This is a genomic window from Acuticoccus sediminis (genome assembly GCF_003258595.1).
Lineage (GTDB): Bacteria > Pseudomonadota > Alphaproteobacteria > Rhizobiales > Amorphaceae > Acuticoccus > Acuticoccus sediminis.
This window is the reverse complement of record NZ_QHHQ01000001.1, coordinates 1411696-1430226: the sequence shown is the minus strand read 5'-3', so window position 1 is coordinate 1430226 and position 18531 is coordinate 1411696. Positions and strand designations below refer to the sequence as shown.

The window sequence follows — 18531 nt, the reverse complement described above, 5'->3', positions numbered from 1 at the left end:
CGGTCAGCCTCCGAGGAAGGTGCGGCGCACGTCCGGGTCGGCGAGGAGCGCCTCCCCGGTGTCGGTGTGCGCGTTGCGGCCGTGCTGGAGGACGTAGCCGCGGGTGGCGATCTCCAGCGCCTGCTTGGCGTTCTGCTCCACCATCAGGATGGCGATCCCGGTCCTGGCGACGTCGATGATGCGGTCAAACAGCTCGTCCATGACAATGGGGGAGACGCCGGCGGTGGGCTCGTCCAGCATCAGGAGGGAGGGCTTGGTCATCAGCGCGCGGCCGACGGCGACCTGCTGGCGCTGGCCGCCAGAGAGCTCGCCCGCCGGCTGGCGCCGCTTCTCGGCGAGCACGGGGAAGAGCGAATAGACCTCGTCCATCGTGCCGGAGAAGTCGTCCCGGCGGATGAAGGCGCCCATTTCGAGGTTCTCCTCCACCGTCATGGAGGGGAAGACGTTCTTCACTTGCGGCACGAAGCTCATGCCGTTCCTGACGCGGTCGGTCGGCTTCATCCTGGTGAGGTCGGCGCCGTCGAGGGTGATCGACCCGGCACGCAGGCGCAGCATGCCGAAGATCGCCTTCATCGCGGTGGACTTGCCCGCCCCGTTGGGGCCGACGATCACCGCGATCTCGCCGCGGTCGGCCTCCACGGTGCAGCCTTGCAGGATGTCTTCGGCGCCGTAACCGCCGCGCATGTCGCGGGCGACGAGGAAGCTCATCGGCTCACGGTCTCCCCATGGTTCATCGCCCGAAGGTGGTTCAGCGTCCCGCCCCCGGTCATCGCGCGTCCGCCGGAACGCCCGACAGCGCAGCGAGGACCGGGTGGTAGGGCAGCCGCATCAGGATCTGCCCGGTCCTGTTCACCTCGGTGATCGCGCGCGTCACGCAGTCGTTGTCCGGCCGCGCGCCCCAGCGCTGGCAGACCGCCTCGGGCGAATCGAACGGCGTCAGCTCCGCCCCGCGAACGATCGCGACGAACCCGTCCGGTATCCCCGGCCGCGGCGCGATGACGAACAGGCGGTACCCCATCAGCGGCACCAGCGCCGCCGCGATCAGGATGGCGGCGAAGGCGATCAGGAGGTAGCGGGTGAGGCTCGACATCACGGTTCATCCGCGCCGTCACGACGGGGACCCGGGGCGCGCCGCGCCCTCGCCCGCCTGCTTCGGCCGGGCGTGCTTGGAGCCGGTCCCGAGGTAGGCCTCGATGACGTGCTCGTTGGCCATGATCTCGTCGGAGGTGCCCTGGGCCAGCACCGCGCCCTCGGCCATCACGATGACCGGGTCGCAGAGCCTGGCGATGAAGTCCATGTCGTGCTCGATGACGCAGAAGGTGTAGCCGCGCTCCGCCTGCAGGCGCTGGATCACCTCGGCGATGGTGCCGAGGAGCGTCCGGTTCACGCCCGCGCCGACCTCGTCGAGGAAGACGATCTTGGCGTCGACCATCATCGTGCGGCCGAGCTCCAGCAGCTTCTTCTGGCCGCCGGAGAGGTTCTCCGCGCGCTCGTTGGCGAGGTGGGACAGGGTGAGGAACTCCAGCACCTCGTCGGCCTTGTCGCGCAGCTCGGCCTCGTGGGCGGCGACGGCGCCGGGACGGAACCAGGCGTTGAAGAGGTTCTCGCCCGGCTGGTGCGGCGGCACCATCATGAGGTTCTCGCGCACCGGGAGGGAGTGGAACTCCTGGGCGAGCTGGAACGTGCGCAGGAGGCCGCGCCGGAACAACGTGTGCGGGGGGAGGCCCGTCACGTCCTCGCCGTCCAGGTGGACGGTGCCGCCGGTCGGCGCGAAGAGGCCCGCGATGACGTTGAAGAGGGTCGACTTGCCAGCGCCGTTGGGGCCGATCAGTCCCGTGATGGTGTTGCGGCCGATGTCGAGCGACACCTCGCGGACGGCGTGGATCCCGCCGAACCACTTGTCGAGGCCCCTCACGGCGATCATCGGATCGCCGCGAGCCATGGTGGAGGAGCCGGCCGTCTCAGCGGCCGGCGTCGCGGTGGTGATCAACGATACTGCACCGTCTCGATGGCACCGTCCTTGATCTCGATTTCGCGGAAGGAGCCGCCGCTCTCACCGCCCTCGATCAGCTCGACGTCGCTGGCGCCGACGTAGTCGACGTCGCCGCCGTCGGCGAGGATCTTGAGCGCCTTGCCGAGCTCGCCCGGGAGGATCTTCTCACCCGGCGCGTTGGCGACGTCCATGATGGCGTCCTTGTAGGTCGCCGGATCGGTGGAGCCGCTCTTCTGCATGGCCATCAGCATCAGCGCGGCCGCGTCGTAGGACTCGGGCGCGTAGACGCCGGTGACGTTGCCGGCCTTCTCGGCGAGGCCGGCGAAGATCTGCGAGCCCTCGGAGTCGGAGCCCGGCAGCACGCCGTAGGAGCCGTCGAGGTCGTCGCCAATGGCCTCGACGAGCGCGTCGCCGACCATGCCGTCCGGCAGGAAGAAGGTGTCGAACGCGCCGGAGTCCAGCGACGCCTGGATGATGCCGCGGCCGCCCTGGTCGAGGTAGCCGGCGACGATCAGGATGTCGCCGCCCGCGGAGGCGAGCGCGGCGACCTCGGCCGAGTAGTCGCCCTTGCCGTCCTCGTGCGGGGCGTTGATCGTGATCTCGATGCCCTTCGCCTCGGCGGCGGCGGCGATCGAGTCGGCGAGGCCCTTGCCGTAGTCGTTGTTGGTGAAGGTGAGCGCGGCGCTCTTCACGTCATGATCGGCGAGGATGTCGGCGACGATGACGCCCTGGCGCGCGTCGGACGGGGCCGTCCGGAAGAAGAGGCCGTTGTCCTCCACCGAGGTCAGCGCCGGCGAGGTGGCCGACGGCGAGATCATCACCATCCCGTTCGGGATCGCGACGTTCTGCAGCACGGCGCCGGTCACACCCGAGCACATGGCGCCCATGATGCCGTTGACGCCTTCGGAGGTCACGAGACGCTCGCCGGCCGTGGTGGCGGCCCCGGCGTCGATGCAGGTGTCGTCGCCGCGGACAGACGTGACGGACCCGCCGTCCATGAAATTGCCCGACTCGTTAACTTCGGCGATCGCCAGCTCGGCCCCCAGCGCCATGGCGGGCGAGAGGCTTTCCAGCGGGCCGGTGAAACCGAGAAGGATGCCGATCTTCGCGTCGTCGGCGAGGGCGGGCGACGCGGCGGCAAGGGCGGCGGCGCTGGCCAGCGCCATGAGTGTGGTCTTCATTGGAGGCTCCTCAGGCGAGCATTTTTTCGCTTGATTGGAAGCCTGACCATAGGCCTTGCGGGTTCGCAAGGTGTGAGGGCGTGCCGTCTGGAGAGCGCGGGACCGGCAGATGTGTCACCCAGACGCCGCACTGGCGCCCGGAATGGGGCCGGCGGGGCGGTTCCCCCACGCTCGCGACTGGCCCGGCGCCGGCGGAGGTGCTACCGGCACATCTCCGAACCGAAACATTTTTAAGTATCCACAGGCGAGACGCCCCGGAGATAAAGAAACAGGTTCCATTCGGCCGGAAACCCTTTACGGGATCTTCACCACCCAACGACGCCGATCGTGTATAGGGACGAACTCATCTGTCCCCTGCGCGCGCAAAGCTCTAGGGTTCGTGCGCGATTATCGGGGTTTGGACGGATGGGACCCCTCATTCCAACGTATACCGATTTATTGCGCTGAGCGTGAAACCATTTGTGCGCGTTGCCGTTGTTGTGGCGAATAGAGGAAGATCAATGCCGCAAGATCACGACCCCATCGAACAGACCCAGCCGGAAAAGACCCAGTCCTCGCTGCCCGAATATTTGATCCTGCTGGCGCTGGTGGTCGGAAGCCTCACCGCCGGAATCAACGCCTTCCCCTTCTAACCCCGCCGCTTGCAGCCGCCTGTCCCGCCGTCGCGATGGCGGGACCGCCGCAGCCGCCTCCCGTCCTCCCCCGCTTCTGAGCGATATGGATCGACCGAGGCCGACCGGTCGCCGGGGACACCGGGCGACGGTCAAGGGACAGCGGCATGACGACCGACGCCGACACGCGCCAGATCCTCCGGGGGATCACGACGGCGACACTCACCACCATCCTCCTCCAGAAGGGTCTCCGCGACGTGTGGATCCGGGGCGCCCGCCCTGTCCGGACCGGTCGGCCGCGTCTCGTCGGCCGCCCGGCAGTCGGGGCGTCCCCAAGCCCGATCCCGGGCACGCCGGAGCCTCCCGGGCCGTGCCGCGCGGCTAGATGGTCGCGAGGGCCCGCAGCACCGAGGCCTCCTCGATGCAGTAGTAGCCGGAGATCCGGCTGATGTGCCCCTCGCGCTTCCAGTCGTTGAGGACGCGCGAGACGTTCTCGCGGGCCGCGCCGACCATGGCGGCGAGATCGGCCTGGCTGATCTTGTGGTGAACCAGCGTGCGCCCCTGGCCGACATCCTTGCCGAAGAGGTCGGCGAGGTGCAGCAGCGTCTGCGCCACGCGCCCCGACAGGGGGAGCAGCGAGCGCGCCGCCAGCGACGCGTTGGACGCGCGAAGGCGCTTGCCGACGATCGCCAGCATGTGCCGGTAGACGGCCGGGTGGTCGTCGGCGAACCGGTAGACCGCTGACTTGTCGAAGAACGCGACGCGCGACGGCTTGGCCGCCACGACGCTGGCCGAGCGCGGCTCGCCGTCGAACAGCGACATCTCCCCGAAGATCGCGCCGGGCGACAGCAGGGCGAGCACCTGCTCGTGCTCCTCGCCGCGCAGGATGACGCGAAGAGAGCCCTCCAGAAGAGCGTAGAAGCCATCGCCCGGGTCGCCGGCCTCGAATACGGACTGGCCGGATTTGACGGGGCGCGTGCGGGCGACCTTGGTCAGCTCTTCCGCGAGCTCTTCCGGCAGTCCATCGAGGGCGACACTCTGGGACAGAACTTGCGGATTGACGCGCATTATGCCTCGCCGATTAGCACCGCTCCCCCGCAGCGGCGGTGCCACATTAAGAAAGTGTTACGTCACTATGCAATGAAGAATATCGCTTGAACGCCCTGAAACAGGGCGGTGTCGGCCTGCGGCGCAGACCGACCGTCATTTTTGCAACCGCTCAGCGGATGACCACGACCTTGGTGCCGACCTTTACGCGCTCGTAGAGGTCCACGACGTCCTCGTTGCGCATACGGATGCAGCCGGAAGACACCTCGTGGCCGATCGTCCAGGGCGCGTTGGAGCCATGGATGCGGTAGAGGCTCGACCCGAGATACATGGCGCGCGCGCCGAGCGGGTTGTTCGGCCCCCCTTCCATGTAGGCGGGCAGCTCGGGCTGGCGCTTGCGCATCTGCGGCGGCGGGGTCCAGCCCGGCCACTCGGCCTTGCGGGAGATGCGGTGCGTCCCGGCCCACTGGAAGCCGGGGCGGCCGACGCCGACGCCGTAGCGCTTGGCAACACCGCCGGGCATCGCGAGGTAGAGGTACTTCTCCTCCGTGTCGATGACGATCGTGCCCGGCGCGTAGCCGCTGAAGGAGACTTCCGTCGGCAGGAACTGCGGGTCGATCTGCAGCGACGGGGCGGCCGGCGCGACGGCGGCCTGATGGATGATCGTGCGCTGCTGCTCGGCGACGGTCGGCTCGAGCGGCATGACGCGCCCGCCCACCATCCGGTAGACCGGGGCGGACTGGGCGGCCGCGACGGCGCTCACATTGCCCCGCGGCCGGGTGACCGACGTCACCGTCGTCGAGGCGGGCGCACGGCCGACGGGCGACGCGGCGACGGCGGCGCGCCTCTGCGTCGTCGGCGTCACGCCGACGGTCGTGCCGTTCTGCATCTGGTGTTCGCGCAGCGTCTGGATCCACCAGGCTCGCTCACTGTCCGCGGCTGCGGGATAGATCGAGCCCAGCATGAGCGCGGCGCCGATCGCGCCGCTCGTCAGATAACGGTAACGTTTGGACATACGGCACAACCCCTCGCTCTGCGGACTGCTCTTCGCATACGCCACCATGATATGTTCGCCCTGGGTCAGAACTCCTACTCACAGTGGCGAGAGGAAGTTTAATTTCCGGCGATTGTGGCGAAATAGTTACGGCGGGGTAAAAGATGCGTGAGCTGCAATGGCCGGGCGCGTCGCCATGATTGACGGCAGCCGGGTCCTCGCATCGGCGATCACATCCGGCAGGACGGCGGCGACTTCGTCGATCCGCATGCCCGGACGCACCCGCGGGTCGTACAGCATGTTCAGGATATACCAGTCGAACACACCGAAGACGTTCACCTCGGACGAGTCGTTGAAGATCGAGTCCGGCAGGTCGTCGCTGTCGTTGGCGGGCCCGAGGCTTTGCGAGATCTCCTCGACCATGCAGTGGGAGAGCGGCACGAAGCCCTCGTCCGCGACGAGGAAGACGAACGCCCGCTCGATGCCGGACGGGCGCGCCGCGATCACCGCCGAGCAGGCGTTCTCCTCGAGGAACCCGGTATCGACGCCCGGCCAGACCTCGCTGCGGATCGTCGGCACGTAGTCGTTCCGGTCGACCATGAAGATGACCATGTCGGCCATCCGGGGCGCCGCCGCCTCGCTCAGCGTCAGCCCGTCGACGGCGCGCGACAGGTCGCGCAGGAACGCGCGGACGCTCCCCGAGTAGTCCTCGTTGGCCATCGAGACGATGGAGTAATGGACCGGCCCTTCGAACTTCTTGACGACGCTCGCCGCCTCGAGATCGCGCGCCGTGTTGCCGACCTCCGCGCCGAAGACCGTCAGCATGAAGCCGTCGATCAGCTCCGCGTTCGAATAGGGCGTCTGCGCCAGCAGGGGCTGCGTGGCACCGGCGACGACCGCCAGGGCGAGCGCGAGGCGGCGCAGGACGCGGCGGGTGGCCGCGCGCACCGCCCGCCCGCTCATGCCGCGAGCCCGGCGTTCTGGCGGATCGCGTCGATCGCCGCGCGCCGCCGCTCGGTCGGCCATTCGTTCGTCGACTGGATGAGGACCGCGACGTGGTCGTCGGCCAGCCCGTTGACGAACGCCGAATAGCCGGACGGGTCGGACGTGTCGAACACCCAGTCGCCGAGGCAGAAGCTCCGCGGCGTCTCGTAGTGGCCCGTGTCGCCCTTGATCACGTGCCGGCAGTAGGTGCCGTAGATGACGTATTCGGCGAACGAGGTCTGACCGAGGAGCACCTCGTGGTAGGGGCGCCCGGCGGTCGCCTCGATCCGGTCGCGCACCTCGGCGAGACGGTCCCGCCGCCAGCAGATCCCGGCACCGATGTAGTTGTCGTTGGCGAACGGGAAGCGGTCGATGCCGAGGAGATCGCAGGCGACGTCCTGCCACCGCGTGTACTGGTCCACCCACTGGTAGATGCAGTCCGGCTCGTACAGGAAGCGCAGCTTGCCGTCCCGGACGAACGTGTCCGTGCCGAAGGGGCGCACGAAGGCGATGTCGGAGTCGACGAAGACGAAGCCCTCCGCGTCCGACACCCGGTGCGCCGACATCTTGACCACCTGCTGGACCAGCCAGCCGCGCGTCACCCTGAGCTTCGGCGTCAGGTAGAGCGTGCGGATGCGCTTGTGCCAGACGCCGGGGATGCCGATCCGGGTCGGGAGCGGCAGCTTCCAGAGCGTCGTCGGCAGCACCTCCTCGTCCGTCATGATGCGCCGGCGAGGGCCGGCGAGCGGGGCGAACAGGGCCTTGTCCGCCTCCGGGACGATGAGGACGTGCTCGATGTCGTCGGCGAGGTAGGTGTCGATCGAGCGGCAGAGGTCGACGCACAGCGGGTGGTCTCGGCTGAAGCTCGGCGTGATCAGCGCGAGGCGCATGGTGCCCGACTCTCCTCCCTCCGGCGCGCGGCACGGTCGCCCGGGCCATCCGCCCCCGGCGATGTCGAGGGCGGCGATGCCAAAGTATGTCTCGTCTGAAACGCACGGCAAGCGCCGGCGGCCGTTTGGCCACAGGCGCTGCGCGGGTCAGGACGATCGTCCTGACCCGTGGTCGTCCGGGCGATTACTGCGGTAGCTGCCCGTCGACGCCTTCGATGTAGAAGTTGAGGCCGAGGAGTTCGCCGTCGCTCGCCTCCTGCCCCTCCGCCAGCCACACCGAGCCGTCCTGCTTGTTGATCGGGCCGGTGAACGGCTCGAGCGCGCCGGAGGCGATCGCGTTCGCCGTCTCTTCGGCCTTCGCGGCGACCTCGGGCGGCATGTTGGTGTAGGGCGCCATGGAGACGTTGCCCTCGGCGAGGCCGTGCCAGGTGTCCTGCTGCTTCCAGGTGCCGTTCATCACCGCGCCCACCTCCTCGATGTAGTAGGGCGCCCAGTCGTCGACGATCGCGGTGAGCTGCGTCTCGGGGCCGAACTCGATCTGGTCGGAGGCCTGGCCGAAGGCATGCACGCCGCGCTCGGCCGCAACCTGCATCGGCGCGGTCGAATCGGTGTGCTGGGTGATGATGTCGACCCCCTGGTCGATCAGCGCGCGCGCCGCGTCCGCCTCCCGCGGCGGGTCGAACCAGGTGTTCACCCAGATGACCTTCAGCTTGAAGTCCGGGTCCACGGACTGCGCGCCGAGGAGGAAGGCGTTGATGCCGCGCACGACCTCGGGGATCGGGAAGGAGGCGATGTAGCCGGCGGTGCCGGTCTTCGACACCTGCGCCGCGATCTGGCCGATCACGTAGCGGCCCTCGTAGAACTTCGAATTGTATGTCGAGACGTTCGGATACTCGCGCTTGTAGCCGGTCGCGTGCTCGAACTTGATGTCCGGGAAGCGGCGGGCGACGCGGTTGGTGGCGTCCATGAAGCCGAACGACGTCGTGAAGACGATGTCGCAGCCCGACCGTGCCAGACGCTCGATCGCCCGCTCCGCGTCCGCCCCCTCGGCGACGTTCTCCAGATACGCGGTCTCGACCTTGTCGCCGTACGCGGCCTCGACGGCGAGGCGGCCCTGGTCGTGCTGGTAGGTCCAGCCGAAGTCACCGATCGAGCCGACGTAGACGAAGCAGGCCTTCGTCGGGTCCTGAGCGCTGGCGGGGCCGGTCATCAGAGCGGCGGCGGCGGTCAAAGCGAGGAGTGGCGCAAAACGCGTCATGTCGGGCTCGTCTGTTGTGATGTCACGCGACGTTACCGTCCGCCGACGCAAAATGGAAAGAGCAGCCTATGCGTTATCGTTAGCTTCGTCGCGCCGTGTCCACCGACAGCGCGGCCGTGATCACCGTCCCGGGAACTAAGGCTTGCATCCTGGACCCGCCTGCGGGATTTTGTCCCGCGATGGCTCCCGCTCCGGCAGACGCATGGGGCGGGTGAAAAGGGAACACGGTGTGGCGTACCCAACAGGGACCGAATCCGTGGCTGCCCCCGCAACTGTGAGCGGCGAGCGACATCCCGTGACACCACTGGCGGCACCCCGAAGGGCGCGGCTGGGAAGGTGGGATCGAGCAGCGACCCGCAAGCCAGGACACCTGCCATCGGCCGTGCGGGCTCCCGCCCGCGTCCTCGAACCCCGTTTGCACGGTGGGTGCAGAAAGGTGGAACCATGCATATCGAACCCGGCGTCGTCTACGGCGCCAAGATGGCGCTTGCCGTCGGAACAGCGGCGGCTTCGGCCGTCATCGGCGCGAAGCTCGCGCTCGACACGATCCGCCAGGACGGCCCGGTCGCCTTCCTCACGCGATCCGTCCTCGCGACCATCGCGGTCTTCGTCTTCTTCGAGGTGCTGCCGCACTATCCGGTCGGCGTCTCCGAGGTGCACCTCATCCTCGGCTCGACGATCTTCCTGATCTTCGGCGCCGGTCCGGCGGCCATCGGCCTCGCCGGCGGCCTCCTCATCCAGGGCCTCTTCTTCGCCCCGTACGACCTGCCGCAGTACTTCATCAACGTCACGACGCTCATCGTGCCGCTCGGCGCGGTCAGCCTGCTCGCCAAGCGGATCATCCCGGCGAAGACCCCTTACGTCGAGGTGAGCTACGCTCAGGCGCTGGCGCTGTCGACGGCCTACCAGGGCGGCATCGTCGCCTGGGTCGCCTTCTGGGCGTTCTACGGCCAGGGCTTCGGCGCCGAGAACCTCGCCAATGTCGCGAGCTTCGGCGGCGCATACATGCTGGTGGTGCTGATCGAGCCGCTGGCCGACCTCGCGGTGCTCGCCGCCGCAAAGACCGGCGCCAGCCTCCTCGGCGGTACCGCGCTGGTCAACCGCCGCGTCTACAGCCCGGCCTGAGGCCGCCCGGCGGGTGCTCCGGCACCCGCCTTTCTTCGTCCGGCCCTTCTTCTTCGGCCCCGTGTCGAAGCGAGGACGGGCCCACCCACGGCCCCCCTCCTCGCTCAGGTCGCCGCCGGCGCCTCCCGCGGGGCGAGCGGCTCCGGCGCCACCTCCGGCCATGGATCGGCCAGGAGCCTGCCGTGCACGCGCCCGCGCATCGGCCGCTGCATCAGCCGGTGCCGCTCGACCGGGCCCGGCATGACGATCTCGTCCCACACCTGCTCGAAGCCGGACGGCGCGTAGAACGCCGGGTCGCCGACGAGAACCAGTGCATCGGCCATCGTTGCCGCGGCGGCCTCGATGGAGCGGGTGAGCAGCGTCCGGCCGATGCCCTGCTTGGCCGCCGTCTCGGCGACCGCCAGCGGGCCGAGAAGGTAGGCCGGCCGTCCCCCCACCATCACCGCCGTCTGGCGGATCGCCCCGATGACCAGCCCGCTGCGGTCGGCCACGAAGGAGACGCGCGGGTCGTGCGCGATCCCCTCGCGCAGCCGGTAGGCGGTTCGCGAATAGCGGCCCGGGCCGAACGCGACGCGGTAGATCGCCTCGACGGCGTCGTCGTCGTTTTCGGTTTCGGGGCGGATGACGAGGTCGGGAGGAGGCGGACGCCCGTGCATGGTCGGTGGCTCTGGCAACGGCCGGCCCGTCAGCGAATGGGGCTCTCGGTCATGGCCGAGGCGCCTAACACGGGCGCGCCGGCCAAACAACCGGTCGCGCGGTCATGCCGGCGGACGCGCGCGGTCAGGCGCGCCCCTCCTCCACCGCGTGGCAGGCGGCCATGCCCGGCCCCGCCGCCAGCAGCTCCGGCCGCTCGACACGGCAGCGCTCGTTGGCGAGCGGGCAGCGCGGGTGGAAGGCGCAGCCGGGCGGCGGGCTGATCGGGTTGGCGATCTCGCCCACGACCGGGACCCTCTCGCGGCCCGACATGTCGAGGTCCGGCACCGCGCCGAGGAGCATCTGCGTATAAGGGTGGCGCGGCGTCTCGAAGAGGCCCTTGGCCGGCGCCACCTCGGCCAGCCTGCCGAGGTAGAGGACGCCGATTCGCGTCGCCATATGCCGCACGACCGCGAGGTCGTGGCTGATGAAGAGGTAGGTGAGATCCTCCGCGTCCTGGAGGTCGCGCATCAGGTTGAGGATCTGCGCCTGCACCGAGACGTCGAGCGCCGACGTGGGCTCGTCGCAGACGAGGAAGGTCGGGCTCGAGGCCATCGCCCGGGCGATGCAGATGCGCTGGCGCTGCCCGCCGGAGAACTCGTGCGGGAACTTCTGCCCGTCGCGCGGGTCGAGGCCGACGCCGGTGAGGATCTCCGCCACCAGTTCCGGCACGCTGCGCCCCTTGGCGCGGCCGAAGGCGCGGATCGGCTCGGCAATGATCCTGTCCACCCGCATGCGCGGATTGAGGCTCGCGTAGGGGTCCTGGAAGATCATCTGCATCCGCCGCCGGAGCTGGCGCAGCGCGGCAGAATCGCGCCCCACCGGGACCCCCTCCACCACGACCTCCCCACGGGTGGCCGACAGCAGGCCGACGACGATCTTGGCGATCGTCGACTTCCCCGACCCGGACTCGCCGACCAGTGCGAAGGTCTCGCCATGGCGGATCTCGAACGAGACGTCCGACACCGCCTGAAGGAGCTGCTTCTTCTGGAAGTTCACCACCCGGTCGAGCCAGGGTGCCGACACGTCGAACACCTTGGACAGGTGCTCGACCCTGACGATGACCTCGCCCGGGTTGGTGGCGGCCGGCGCGATGGCCGCCGCGGTCCAGTCGGTCGCGGTGGTGGCGGCGACCTCGCTCATGCCGGCTCCTCCCACCGCGTCGTGGCGTCGACCGGCGGCTCGCGCAGCCAGCAGGCGACGCGGGAGTTGTCGACCGGCATCGGCTCTGGCCGCGACAGGATGCACTTGGCGAACGCCTCGGAGCAGCGCGGATTGAACGGGCAGCCGGCCGGGATCCGGTCGAGGCGCGGCATCGAGCCGGGGATCTGCTTCAGCCGCGGGTCGGCGTGGTCGAGCTTGGGGATCGAGCCCATCAGGCCCGCCGTGTAGGGGTGCTGCGGGTGCTGCACCACGTCGCGCACCGGCCCGATCTCGGCGATGCGGCCCGAGTAGAGGACGCACACCCTGTCGGCGGTCTCGGCAATCACGCCCATGTCGTGGGTGATCAGCATGACCGAGGCGCCGTGCTCGCGGCACATGCGCTTCAGGACGCCGATGATCTGGGCCTGCACCGAGACGTCGAGCGCGGTGGTCGGCTCGTCGGCGATCACCATCACCGGGTCCGCCGCCAGCGCGAGGGCGATGACGACGCGCTGGCGCATGCCGCCGGAGAACTGGTGCGGGTAGGCGTCGATGCGGCTGCCGGCGGCCGGGATGCCGACCTCGTCGAGGAGCTGGATCGCCCGCTTGCGCGCCGCCCTCTGGCCGAGCCCGAGGTGGGTGCGGATCGTCTCGGTGATCTGGCGGCCGACGGTGTAGAGCGGGTTGAGGCTCGTCAGCGGGTCCTGGAACACCATGCCGATGCGCCGGCCGCGGATCCTGCGCATCGCCTCAGGCGGCAGGTCGTCGATGCGCTTGCCCTCCAGCAGGATCTGCCCCTCCGCGATCCGGCCCGGCGGGTCGAGGAGGCCGATGATGGCCGCCCCCGTCAGCGACTTGCCCGCGCCGGACTCGCCGACCACGCCGAGCACCTCCCCCGGGGCGATGTCGAACGAGATGTCGTCGATCGCCCGCAGCACGCCGCGACGGGTCGGGAACTCCACCTTGAGACGGCGGACGGAGAGGACGGGCTCGACGTGTCCGGTGTCGCTCATGGCTGGTCGATCAGCTCCCTCAGGCGCGCGATGTGGGGCGGTCCGATCTGGCAGCAGCCGCCGACGATGGTGGCGCCGTTGGCCATCCAGCGGGCGACGTGACTGGCGTAGGTGTCCGGATCGAGGTCGTTGCGCTCCACGAGGTCGGAGACGCCGCTCGTCAGCCCGAAGTCGCCGGGAACCGGGCCGAAGCCGTTGGCGTACCCGCCGTACGGCACGGGGAGTTCGAGCGCGGCGAGCTCGGCGACGGCGAAGCCGACGGCCTCCGGCGTGGTGCAGTTGACGAGGATCGCGTCGACAGGCAGCGGTCCCGCCCCGGCAATCGCCGCGACCGCGACGGCGAGCGGCTCCCCTCCCCGCAGCCGCGGCGGTCCCTCCTCCTCGAGCGTGAAGGAGATCCAGGCGCGGCGATCGACGGACGCGACGGCCCGCGCAGCGGCGATCGCCTCCGCCGAGGTCGACAGCGTCTCGCACAGGAAGAAGTCGACGCGCGGTGCGAGGAGGAGGACGTGCTCGGCATACTCGGCGTCGAGCGTCGCCGTGGGAACGAAGTCCGCCTGATAGGCCTGGCGCAGCGGCGGCACCGAGCCTGCGACGAGCGCCCCGGGATTGACCGCCTCGCGCGCCGCGTCGGCGAGGTCGCAGGCGATCGCGTTGATGCGCGCCCAGTCGTCGTCGAGCTTCTCCTGGCGCAGGCGCCAGCGGTTGGTGACGTAGGTGTGCGCGGTGATGACGTCGGCGCCGGCCCGGAGGTAGTCCTCGTGCACCGACTGGACGGCGTGCGGCGTTTCGATCAGCGCGCGGGCGGAAAAGATGAGGGAATCCGTCGGGCCGACCGCGCGCCGGCGCAGCTCCTGACCCATTCCTCCGTCGAGTAGTCGTACCATCAGCGATGCTCCTTTTCGGGTCGCGAGGGGACGCGGGCGCTGCGCGGGGTCATCGCAGGCGCGGATTGAGCGCGTCGCGCAGCCAGTCGCCGAGGAGGTTCACGGCGAGGACGAGGGCGGCGAGCATGGCGCCGGGGAACATCGTGATCCACCACTCCCCGGAGAACAGGTAGTCCTGCCCGACCCGGATCAGGGTGCCGAGCGAAGGCTCCGTCGGCGGCACGCCGACGCCGAGGAAGGAGAGCGTCGCCTCCAGGATGATCGCCAGCGCGAGGTTGATGGTGGCGATGACGAGCACCGGTCCCAGCACGTTCGGCAGCACATGCCGAACCATGATGGTAAGTTTCGAGAGGCCGATAAGGCGCGCGGCCATCACGTACTCCTTGTTGGCCTCGACCAGCGTGGAGCCGCGCACGGTCCGCGCGTACTGCACCCAGAACGAGAGGCCGATGGAGAGGGTGAGGACGTAGAACGCCGAATCCTCCCGGCTCATGTGCGGAAAGAGGCCCCGTGCCGTGCCGTCGATCAGGAGCGCGATGAGGATCGCCGGGAAGGTGAGCTGCACGTCGGCGATGCGCATGATGACGGTATCGACCGCACCGCCGACGTAGCCCGCCAGAAGCCCGAGCGAGATCCCCAGGATCGCCGCGAACGCCACCGAGGCGAACCCGACGGTGAGCGAGATCCGCGTGCCGTAGAGGATCGCCGACAACAGGTCGCGGCCCTGGTCGTCGGTGCCGAGGAGGAAATCCGGATTGCCGCCGTCCATCCAGACCGGAGGTGTCAGGCTGTCGAGGAGCGACAGCGAGGCGAGGTCGAACGGGTCGTGCGGGGCGAGCCACGGGGCGGCGAGCGCCGAGGCGAAGATGGCGATGGTCGCGATCGCCGCCAGCACGGTCACCGGCGAGCGGCGGAAGGAGTACCAGAGGTCGGAGTCGAAGGTGCGTCCGACGAGGCCGCGCGGGCGGGCGGTGACGGCGGCCGTCGTCGCCCGTGCCTCGGGCTCGATCGGCGCGGGGTCGGCCTCGACGCTCATGCCGCCCGCCCCGACAGGCGGATGCGCGGATCCACCGCCACGTAGAGGAGGTCGACGACGAGGTTGATGACCACGAAGAGGAAGGCGATCAGCAGCAGGTAGGCGGCCATGATGGGAATGTCGACGTTCTGCACCGCCTGCAGGAAGAGGAGCCCCATCCCCGGCCACTGGAACACCGTCTCGGTGATGATGGCGAAGGCGATGACCGAGCCGAGCTGAAGGCCGGTGATGGTGATGACCGGGACCAGAGTGTTCTTCAGCGCATGGCCGAAGTTGATGCTGCGCGCCCTCAGCCCGCGCGCTCTGGCGAAGCGGATGTAATCGGAGCGCATCACCTCCAGCATCTCCGAGCGCACGAGGCGCATGATCAGCGTCATCTGGAAGAGGCCGAGCGTGATCGCGGGGAGGATGATCGCCTTGAGCCCGCTCGCCGTCAGCAGCCCCGTGGTCCAGAAGCCGAGGTCGACCACCTGACCGCGTCCGAACGACGGCAGCCAGTGCAGGCTGACCGAGAAGATGAAGATGAGCAGGATGCCGATCAGGAACGGCGGCAGGGAGATGCCGACGAGCGACACGGTGAGGAAGAGCTTCGACAGCGGCGCCGTTCGTCGGAGCCCCGTGTAGACGCCCATCGGGATCCCCACCAGGAGCGCGAAGAGCGCCGAGACGAGGGACAGCTCCAGCGTCGCGGGGGCGCGGGCGGCGAGGAGGTCGGCCACCGGCTGCTTGAACTGGTAGGAGATGCCGAAGTCACCCTGCGCGGCCTTGGAGATGAAGCGCCAGAACTGCACCGGCACCGGCGCGTTGAGGCCGAGCCGCTCCCTGAGATCTTCGCGCTGAGCGGGCGTGGTCTCGATCCCCACCATCTGGTTGATCGGATCGCCCACGAAGCGGAACATGCTGAACGCAATGAGCGCCACCACCACCATGACGATGACGGCTTGGACGAGGCGGCGGATAATGAACGCGATCAAGTCAGGCCTCGCGCGGGAAGGGGGCGGCCGGGCCGCCCCGCCCCCATCTTAGTTCTTCTTGATGTGGTAGAACATCAGCTCGTTGTCGGCGCGCTGGACGAGGTCGATGTTGGTCGACTTGCCCCACGCCAGGCCCTGCTGATGCAGCGGGATGTGCGCCACATCGTCGTGGATGATCGTGAACGCGTCGCCGATCAGCTCGTCGCGCGTGTCCGGATCGTTTTCGGTCAGGATCTTCGCGGTGAGCGCGTCGAGGTCCTTGTTGCAGTAGCCGCCGAGGTTGAACGCCCCACCCTCGGTGCCGTCCTCGTTGCGGCAGTTGTTGAGGTTGTAGAGGACGTTCCAGCTGTCGAGCGACCCCGGCGTCCAGCCCAGCAGGTAGAACGAGGTGTCGTACTTGTTGGAGGCCAGCACCTTGGCGAAATACTGCGTCTTGGGCTGGAAGTTCGGCTCGATGGTGATGCCGATCTTCGCCAGCATCGCCGAGATGGCCTGGCAGATCTGCTCGTCGTTGACGTACCGGTCGTTGGGGCAGTCCATCATCACGGTGAAGCCGTCGCCGTAGCCTGCCTCCTCGAGGAGGGCCTTGGCCGCCTTCGGATCATACGGATAGCGCTTGAACTGATCCGACTTGGAGTAGAGCTGCGGCGCGATCATCAGGGCCGCCGGGCTCGACAGGTCGCGCATGATCTTCTTCTTGATCGCCTCGATGTCGATCGCCTGGTAGAAGGCCTTGCGCACCCGGACGTCCTTGAACGGGTTCTTGCCCTTCACCGACGAGGACTTCAGCTCGTCGCGCATCTGGTCGAAGCCGAGGAAGATCGTGCGCAGCTCCGGTCCGGTGAGGACGTCGGTCCCCGGGTTCGAGTCGACGCGCGGGATGTCCTGCACCGGGATCGGGTAGGCCATGTCGATCTGGCCCGACAGCAGCGCGTTCACGCGCGTCGCGTCCTGGGCGATCGGGGTGAAGACGACCTTGTCGATGTTGAAGTCGCGGTTGTCCCAGTCCCACCAGTCCTTGTTGGCCTCGAACACCGTCTGCACGCCCGCCTCGTGGCTGACGATCTTGAACGGGCCGGTGCCGTTGGCATGGAGCGCGGCGTAGTTCTGGTTGTCCTCGCCGGCGGAGGTGGCGGAGGTCACGGCGACGGCGTCGTTCTCCTCGGCCCAGTCCTTGTCCATGATGCCCCAGGTGCCCCACTCGTAGTGGAGGATGGGGTTGGGGCTCGAGAGGTGGACGTCGACGGTGTAGTCGTCGACCGCCTCGAACTTGGCATCCTTGGGGATGCGGGTGGTGAGGTCGGACCCCTGGGAGCGGACGCGGTCGGCGGAGAAGACGACGTCCTCGGCGGTGAAGTCGTTGCCGTTGTGGAACTTCACGCCCTTGCGCAGGTGGAAACGCCAGGTGGTGTCGTCGACGATCTCCCAGCTCTCGGCGAGGCCGGGAATGATGTTGAGGTCCCCGTCACGCTTGATGAGGCCCTCGTAGACGTTGCCGAGCGTGCCGAGGGAAAACGTCTCGTTGAGGGTGTACTGGTCGAGCGACTTCAGTTCGCCCTGGAAAGCGTAGGAGAATGTCTTCTCGTCCTGCGCAAACGCGGCACTCGTCAGGGCTACGACCGCTGCGGTGCCGAGCAAAATGCGTCTCATCGGATGCTCCCCATTATTGGACTTCGCGTCGCCGCGCGAATGTGTGGTTGCAAGACTAGTCGCCCGGCGAGGAGGGCGTCCAGCCGTTTGCTTATGCATGTGTAAAATCTGTACTTATGGAAAGTCGGGGGCGTTCAGACGCCGCGTTTCCCCAGCAGAACCGCGAGGTCCGCGCGCGAAACGTCGCGCAGCAGCTCGATGAAGGCGTCGGCCTGATGCTCTGCGAGGCGGCGGCCGAGATCGGCGTTGCCTACGCTCGCATCACCGACGACGCCGTGCGGCGACAGGTCCCCGGCCTTCCATGCGAAGGGCTGGCGGCCATGCGCGACGAGATGATTGAATTCCGTGGTGAATCGGGACTGCGCGCTCGGGAAGGACCGGGCCTCCTCCTCCCGCACCAGCTCGGGACGGAAGTGCCGGATGAGTGCCGTCTCGAGGGTGCCGCCGTGGATGCCGATGGCCCGCTCCTCCTCGCCGATCAGGTCGGCGTCGCCGAAGCGCATCCAGTTGGCGTGGACGGCGAGCATGTCGAAGCGCACGCGCAGCTCGCGGGTGATGACGTCGAGGAGCGCGATGTTGCCGCCGTGGGAGTTGGCGAAGACGATCCGCCTCAGGCCGGCCCGGGCAACCGACTCGCCGATCTCGATCCAGGCGCGGATCGCGGTTTCCCAGGTGAGCGTGAGGGTGCCACGGAAGTCGATGTGCTCGTTGGACTTGCCGACGCTCTGCACCGGCAGGAAGGTCGCCGGAATGTCGCCCGGGAGACGGTCCACCACCGTCCTCACCATCCCCTCGGCGATGATCGCGTCGGTGCCCAGCGGCAGGTGCGGGCCGTGCTGCTCGATCGCGGCGGTGGGGACGACGGCGATCCACTCCTGCGGATCGTCGGGGAAGTCGAAGGCGGTCATGTCCGCCCAGAACGGGCGCGGCGAGATCATGGTGACGTCTCCATAAGGGAGAACCGCCTTAGACCCCGTCTCGGCAAGCCGCAACCTTGGCCTCTCCCGCCCGGCCGCCCCGTCCCTGCCTCGACGGCGGCCACGCTCGCCGAC

Annotated in this window: 19 protein-coding genes, 1 pseudogene and 1 riboswitch; of the genes and pseudogenes, 3 read left to right on the top strand and 17 right to left on the bottom strand. The window is 68.7% G+C overall.

Annotation, left to right across the window (positions count from 1 at the left end; all coding sequences use genetic code 11):
• Positions 1-3: 3 nt before the first annotated feature.
• The 4 genes from DLJ53_RS06195 to DLJ53_RS06180 form a co-directional block, all read right to left on the bottom strand.
• Positions 4-708 (bottom strand): ABC transporter ATP-binding protein, encoded by a 705-nt coding sequence (locus DLJ53_RS06195; protein WP_111343203.1) that lies wholly within the window; start codon positions 706-708, stop codon positions 4-6.
• A gap of 58 nt (positions 709-766) precedes the next feature.
• Complete coding sequence (locus DLJ53_RS06190) at positions 767-1090, bottom strand: hypothetical protein (protein WP_111343201.1); 324 nt, start codon at positions 1088-1090, stop codon at positions 767-769.
• Positions 1091-1108: 18 nt separating this feature from the next.
• On the bottom strand, positions 1109-1924 hold the full coding sequence (locus DLJ53_RS06185) for an ABC transporter ATP-binding protein (RefSeq protein WP_111344141.1): 816 nt from the start codon (positions 1922-1924) through the stop codon (positions 1109-1111).
• 62 nt (positions 1925-1986) lie between these two features.
• Positions 1987-3174 (bottom strand): ABC transporter substrate-binding protein, encoded by a 1188-nt coding sequence (locus tag DLJ53_RS06180; protein WP_111343199.1) that lies wholly within the window; start codon positions 3172-3174, stop codon positions 1987-1989.
• A 500-nt stretch (positions 3175-3674) separates the two neighbouring features.
• Here DLJ53_RS06180 and DLJ53_RS36355 point away from each other — a divergent pair, with 500 nt between their 5' ends.
• Together DLJ53_RS36355 and DLJ53_RS35975 are read left to right on the top strand one after the other, a co-directional pair.
• Positions 3675-3806 (top strand): hypothetical protein, encoded by a 132-nt coding sequence (locus tag DLJ53_RS36355; protein WP_264194241.1) that lies wholly within the window; start codon positions 3675-3677, stop codon positions 3804-3806.
• Positions 3807-3952: 146 nt separating this feature from the next.
• Positions 3953-4096 (top strand): annotated as a pseudogene (locus DLJ53_RS35975) (ribonuclease activity regulator RraA); the annotation flags it as partial.
• A 70-nt stretch (positions 4097-4166) separates the two neighbouring features.
• On the opposite strand, the gene DLJ53_RS06170 reads toward DLJ53_RS35975, so the two are convergent.
• The 5 genes from DLJ53_RS06170 to DLJ53_RS06155 all read right to left on the bottom strand — a co-directional run bounded on the left by DLJ53_RS06170 (position 4167) and on the right by DLJ53_RS06155 (position 8958).
• Complete coding sequence (locus tag DLJ53_RS06170; RefSeq protein ID WP_111343198.1) at positions 4167-4853, bottom strand: Crp/Fnr family transcriptional regulator; 687 nt, start codon at positions 4851-4853, stop codon at positions 4167-4169.
• Positions 4854-5004: 151 nt separating this feature from the next.
• The gene (locus tag DLJ53_RS06165) at positions 5005-5847 is read right to left on the bottom strand and encodes a L,D-transpeptidase (protein ID WP_226574812.1); all 843 of its coding nucleotides are present in this window, start codon (positions 5845-5847) and stop codon (positions 5005-5007) included.
• A gap of 126 nt (positions 5848-5973) precedes the next feature.
• The gene (locus DLJ53_RS35125) at positions 5974-6789 is read right to left on the bottom strand and encodes a DUF2927 domain-containing protein (RefSeq protein WP_162408940.1); all 816 of its coding nucleotides are present in this window, start codon (positions 6787-6789) and stop codon (positions 5974-5976) included.
• Positions 6786-7700 carry a DUF6492 family protein gene (locus tag DLJ53_RS35120; protein WP_162408938.1) on the bottom strand — a complete coding sequence of 305 codons (915 nt, stop codon included), beginning with the start codon at positions 7698-7700 and terminating at the stop codon, positions 6786-6788. The genes DLJ53_RS35125 and DLJ53_RS35120 overlap by 4 nt, the downstream gene beginning before the upstream one ends.
• A gap of 184 nt (positions 7701-7884) precedes the next feature.
• A complete protein-coding gene (locus DLJ53_RS06155; protein WP_111343196.1) occupies positions 7885-8958 on the bottom strand; it encodes a BMP family ABC transporter substrate-binding protein in 1074 nt (357 codons plus the stop codon).
• Positions 8959-9121: 163 nt separating this feature from the next.
• A riboswitch (cobalamin riboswitch) is annotated at positions 9122-9350 on the top strand.
• A gap of 52 nt (positions 9351-9402) precedes the next feature.
• On the opposite strand from DLJ53_RS06155, the gene DLJ53_RS06150 reads away from it, so the two are divergent.
• A complete protein-coding gene (locus DLJ53_RS06150; protein WP_111343194.1) occupies positions 9403-10083 on the top strand; it encodes an energy-coupling factor ABC transporter permease in 681 nt (226 codons plus the stop codon).
• A 104-nt stretch (positions 10084-10187) separates the two neighbouring features.
• Here DLJ53_RS06150 and DLJ53_RS06145 read toward each other — a convergent pair whose 3' ends face one another.
• From DLJ53_RS06145 to DLJ53_RS06110, 8 genes are all read right to left on the bottom strand, one after another.
• Positions 10188-10739, bottom strand: coding sequence for a GNAT family N-acetyltransferase (locus DLJ53_RS06145; protein WP_111343192.1), 552 nt, complete (start codon positions 10737-10739; stop codon positions 10188-10190).
• Between the two features lie 124 nt (positions 10740-10863).
• Positions 10864-11811: an ABC transporter ATP-binding protein gene (locus DLJ53_RS06140; protein ID WP_111344135.1), complete on the bottom strand. Its 948-nt coding sequence runs from the start codon at positions 11809-11811 to the stop codon at positions 10864-10866.
• 104 nt (positions 11812-11915) lie between these two features.
• On the bottom strand, positions 11916-12932 hold the full coding sequence (locus DLJ53_RS06135) for an ABC transporter ATP-binding protein (RefSeq protein ID WP_111343191.1): 1017 nt from the start codon (positions 12930-12932) through the stop codon (positions 11916-11918).
• Positions 12929-13819: a homocysteine S-methyltransferase family protein gene (locus DLJ53_RS06130; RefSeq protein ID WP_111343189.1), complete on the bottom strand. Its 891-nt coding sequence runs from the start codon at positions 13817-13819 to the stop codon at positions 12929-12931. Before DLJ53_RS06130 ends, DLJ53_RS06135 begins: the two co-directional genes overlap by 4 nt.
• 49 nt (positions 13820-13868) lie before the next feature.
• Complete coding sequence (locus DLJ53_RS06125; RefSeq protein ID WP_111343187.1) at positions 13869-14855, bottom strand: ABC transporter permease; 987 nt, start codon at positions 14853-14855, stop codon at positions 13869-13871.
• Complete coding sequence (locus DLJ53_RS06120) at positions 14852-15829, bottom strand: ABC transporter permease (RefSeq protein ID WP_111343185.1); 978 nt, start codon at positions 15827-15829, stop codon at positions 14852-14854. The genes DLJ53_RS06125 and DLJ53_RS06120 overlap by 4 nt, the downstream gene beginning before the upstream one ends.
• Before the next feature lie 48 nt (positions 15830-15877).
• A complete protein-coding gene (locus tag DLJ53_RS06115; protein ID WP_111343183.1) occupies positions 15878-17479 on the bottom strand; it encodes an ABC transporter substrate-binding protein in 1602 nt (533 codons plus the stop codon).
• Positions 17480-17613: 134 nt separating this feature from the next.
• Positions 17614-18417, bottom strand: coding sequence for a creatininase family protein (locus DLJ53_RS06110; protein WP_264194239.1), 804 nt, complete (start codon positions 18415-18417; stop codon positions 17614-17616).
• Positions 18418-18531: the final 114 nt, after the last annotated feature.

What these genes read in the sequence shown, in the direction of transcription:
- DLJ53_RS06195 (WP_111343203.1), bottom strand. Translation starts at nt 708, where the DNA reads ATGAGCTTCCTCGTCGCCCGCGACATGCGCGGCGGTTACGGCGCCGAA.
- DLJ53_RS06190 (WP_111343201.1), bottom strand. Translation starts at nt 1,090, where the DNA reads ATGTCGAGCCTCACCCGCTACCTCCTGATCGCCTTCGCCGCCATCCTG.
- DLJ53_RS06185 (WP_111344141.1), bottom strand. Translation starts at nt 1,924, where the DNA reads ATGATCGCCGTGAGGGGCCTCGACAAGTGGTTCGGCGGGATCCACGCC.
- DLJ53_RS06180 (WP_111343199.1), bottom strand. Translation starts at nt 3,174, where the DNA reads ATGAAGACCACACTCATGGCGCTGGCCAGCGCCGCCGCCCTTGCCGCC.
- DLJ53_RS36355 (WP_264194241.1), top strand. Translation starts at nt 3,675, where the DNA reads ATGCCGCAAGATCACGACCCCATCGAACAGACCCAGCCGGAAAAGACC.
- DLJ53_RS06170 (WP_111343198.1), bottom strand. Translation starts at nt 4,853, where the DNA reads ATGCGCGTCAATCCGCAAGTTCTGTCCCAGAGTGTCGCCCTCGATGGA.
- DLJ53_RS06165 (WP_226574812.1), bottom strand. Translation starts at nt 5,847, where the DNA reads ATGTCCAAACGTTACCGTTATCTGACGAGCGGCGCGATCGGCGCCGCG.
- DLJ53_RS35125 (WP_162408940.1), bottom strand. Translation starts at nt 6,789, where the DNA reads ATGAGCGGGCGGGCGGTGCGCGCGGCCACCCGCCGCGTCCTGCGCCGC.
- DLJ53_RS35120 (WP_162408938.1), bottom strand. Translation starts at nt 7,700, where the DNA reads ATGCGCCTCGCGCTGATCACGCCGAGCTTCAGCCGAGACCACCCGCTG.
- DLJ53_RS06155 (WP_111343196.1), bottom strand. Translation starts at nt 8,958, where the DNA reads ATGACGCGTTTTGCGCCACTCCTCGCTTTGACCGCCGCCGCCGCTCTG.
- DLJ53_RS06150 (WP_111343194.1), top strand. Translation starts at nt 9,403, where the DNA reads ATGCATATCGAACCCGGCGTCGTCTACGGCGCCAAGATGGCGCTTGCC.
- DLJ53_RS06145 (WP_111343192.1), bottom strand. Translation starts at nt 10,739, where the DNA reads ATGCACGGGCGTCCGCCTCCTCCCGACCTCGTCATCCGCCCCGAAACC.
- DLJ53_RS06135 (WP_111343191.1), bottom strand. Translation starts at nt 12,932, where the DNA reads ATGAGCGACACCGGACACGTCGAGCCCGTCCTCTCCGTCCGCCGTCTC.
- DLJ53_RS06130 (WP_111343189.1), bottom strand. Translation starts at nt 13,819, where the DNA reads ATGGTACGACTACTCGACGGAGGAATGGGTCAGGAGCTGCGCCGGCGC.
- DLJ53_RS06125 (WP_111343187.1), bottom strand. Translation starts at nt 14,855, where the DNA reads ATGAGCGTCGAGGCCGACCCCGCGCCGATCGAGCCCGAGGCACGGGCG.
- DLJ53_RS06115 (WP_111343183.1), bottom strand. Translation starts at nt 17,479, where the DNA reads ATGAGACGCATTTTGCTCGGCACCGCAGCGGTCGTAGCCCTGACGAGT.
- DLJ53_RS06110 (WP_264194239.1), bottom strand. Translation starts at nt 18,417, where the DNA reads ATGATCTCGCCGCGCCCGTTCTGGGCGGACATGACCGCCTTCGACTTC.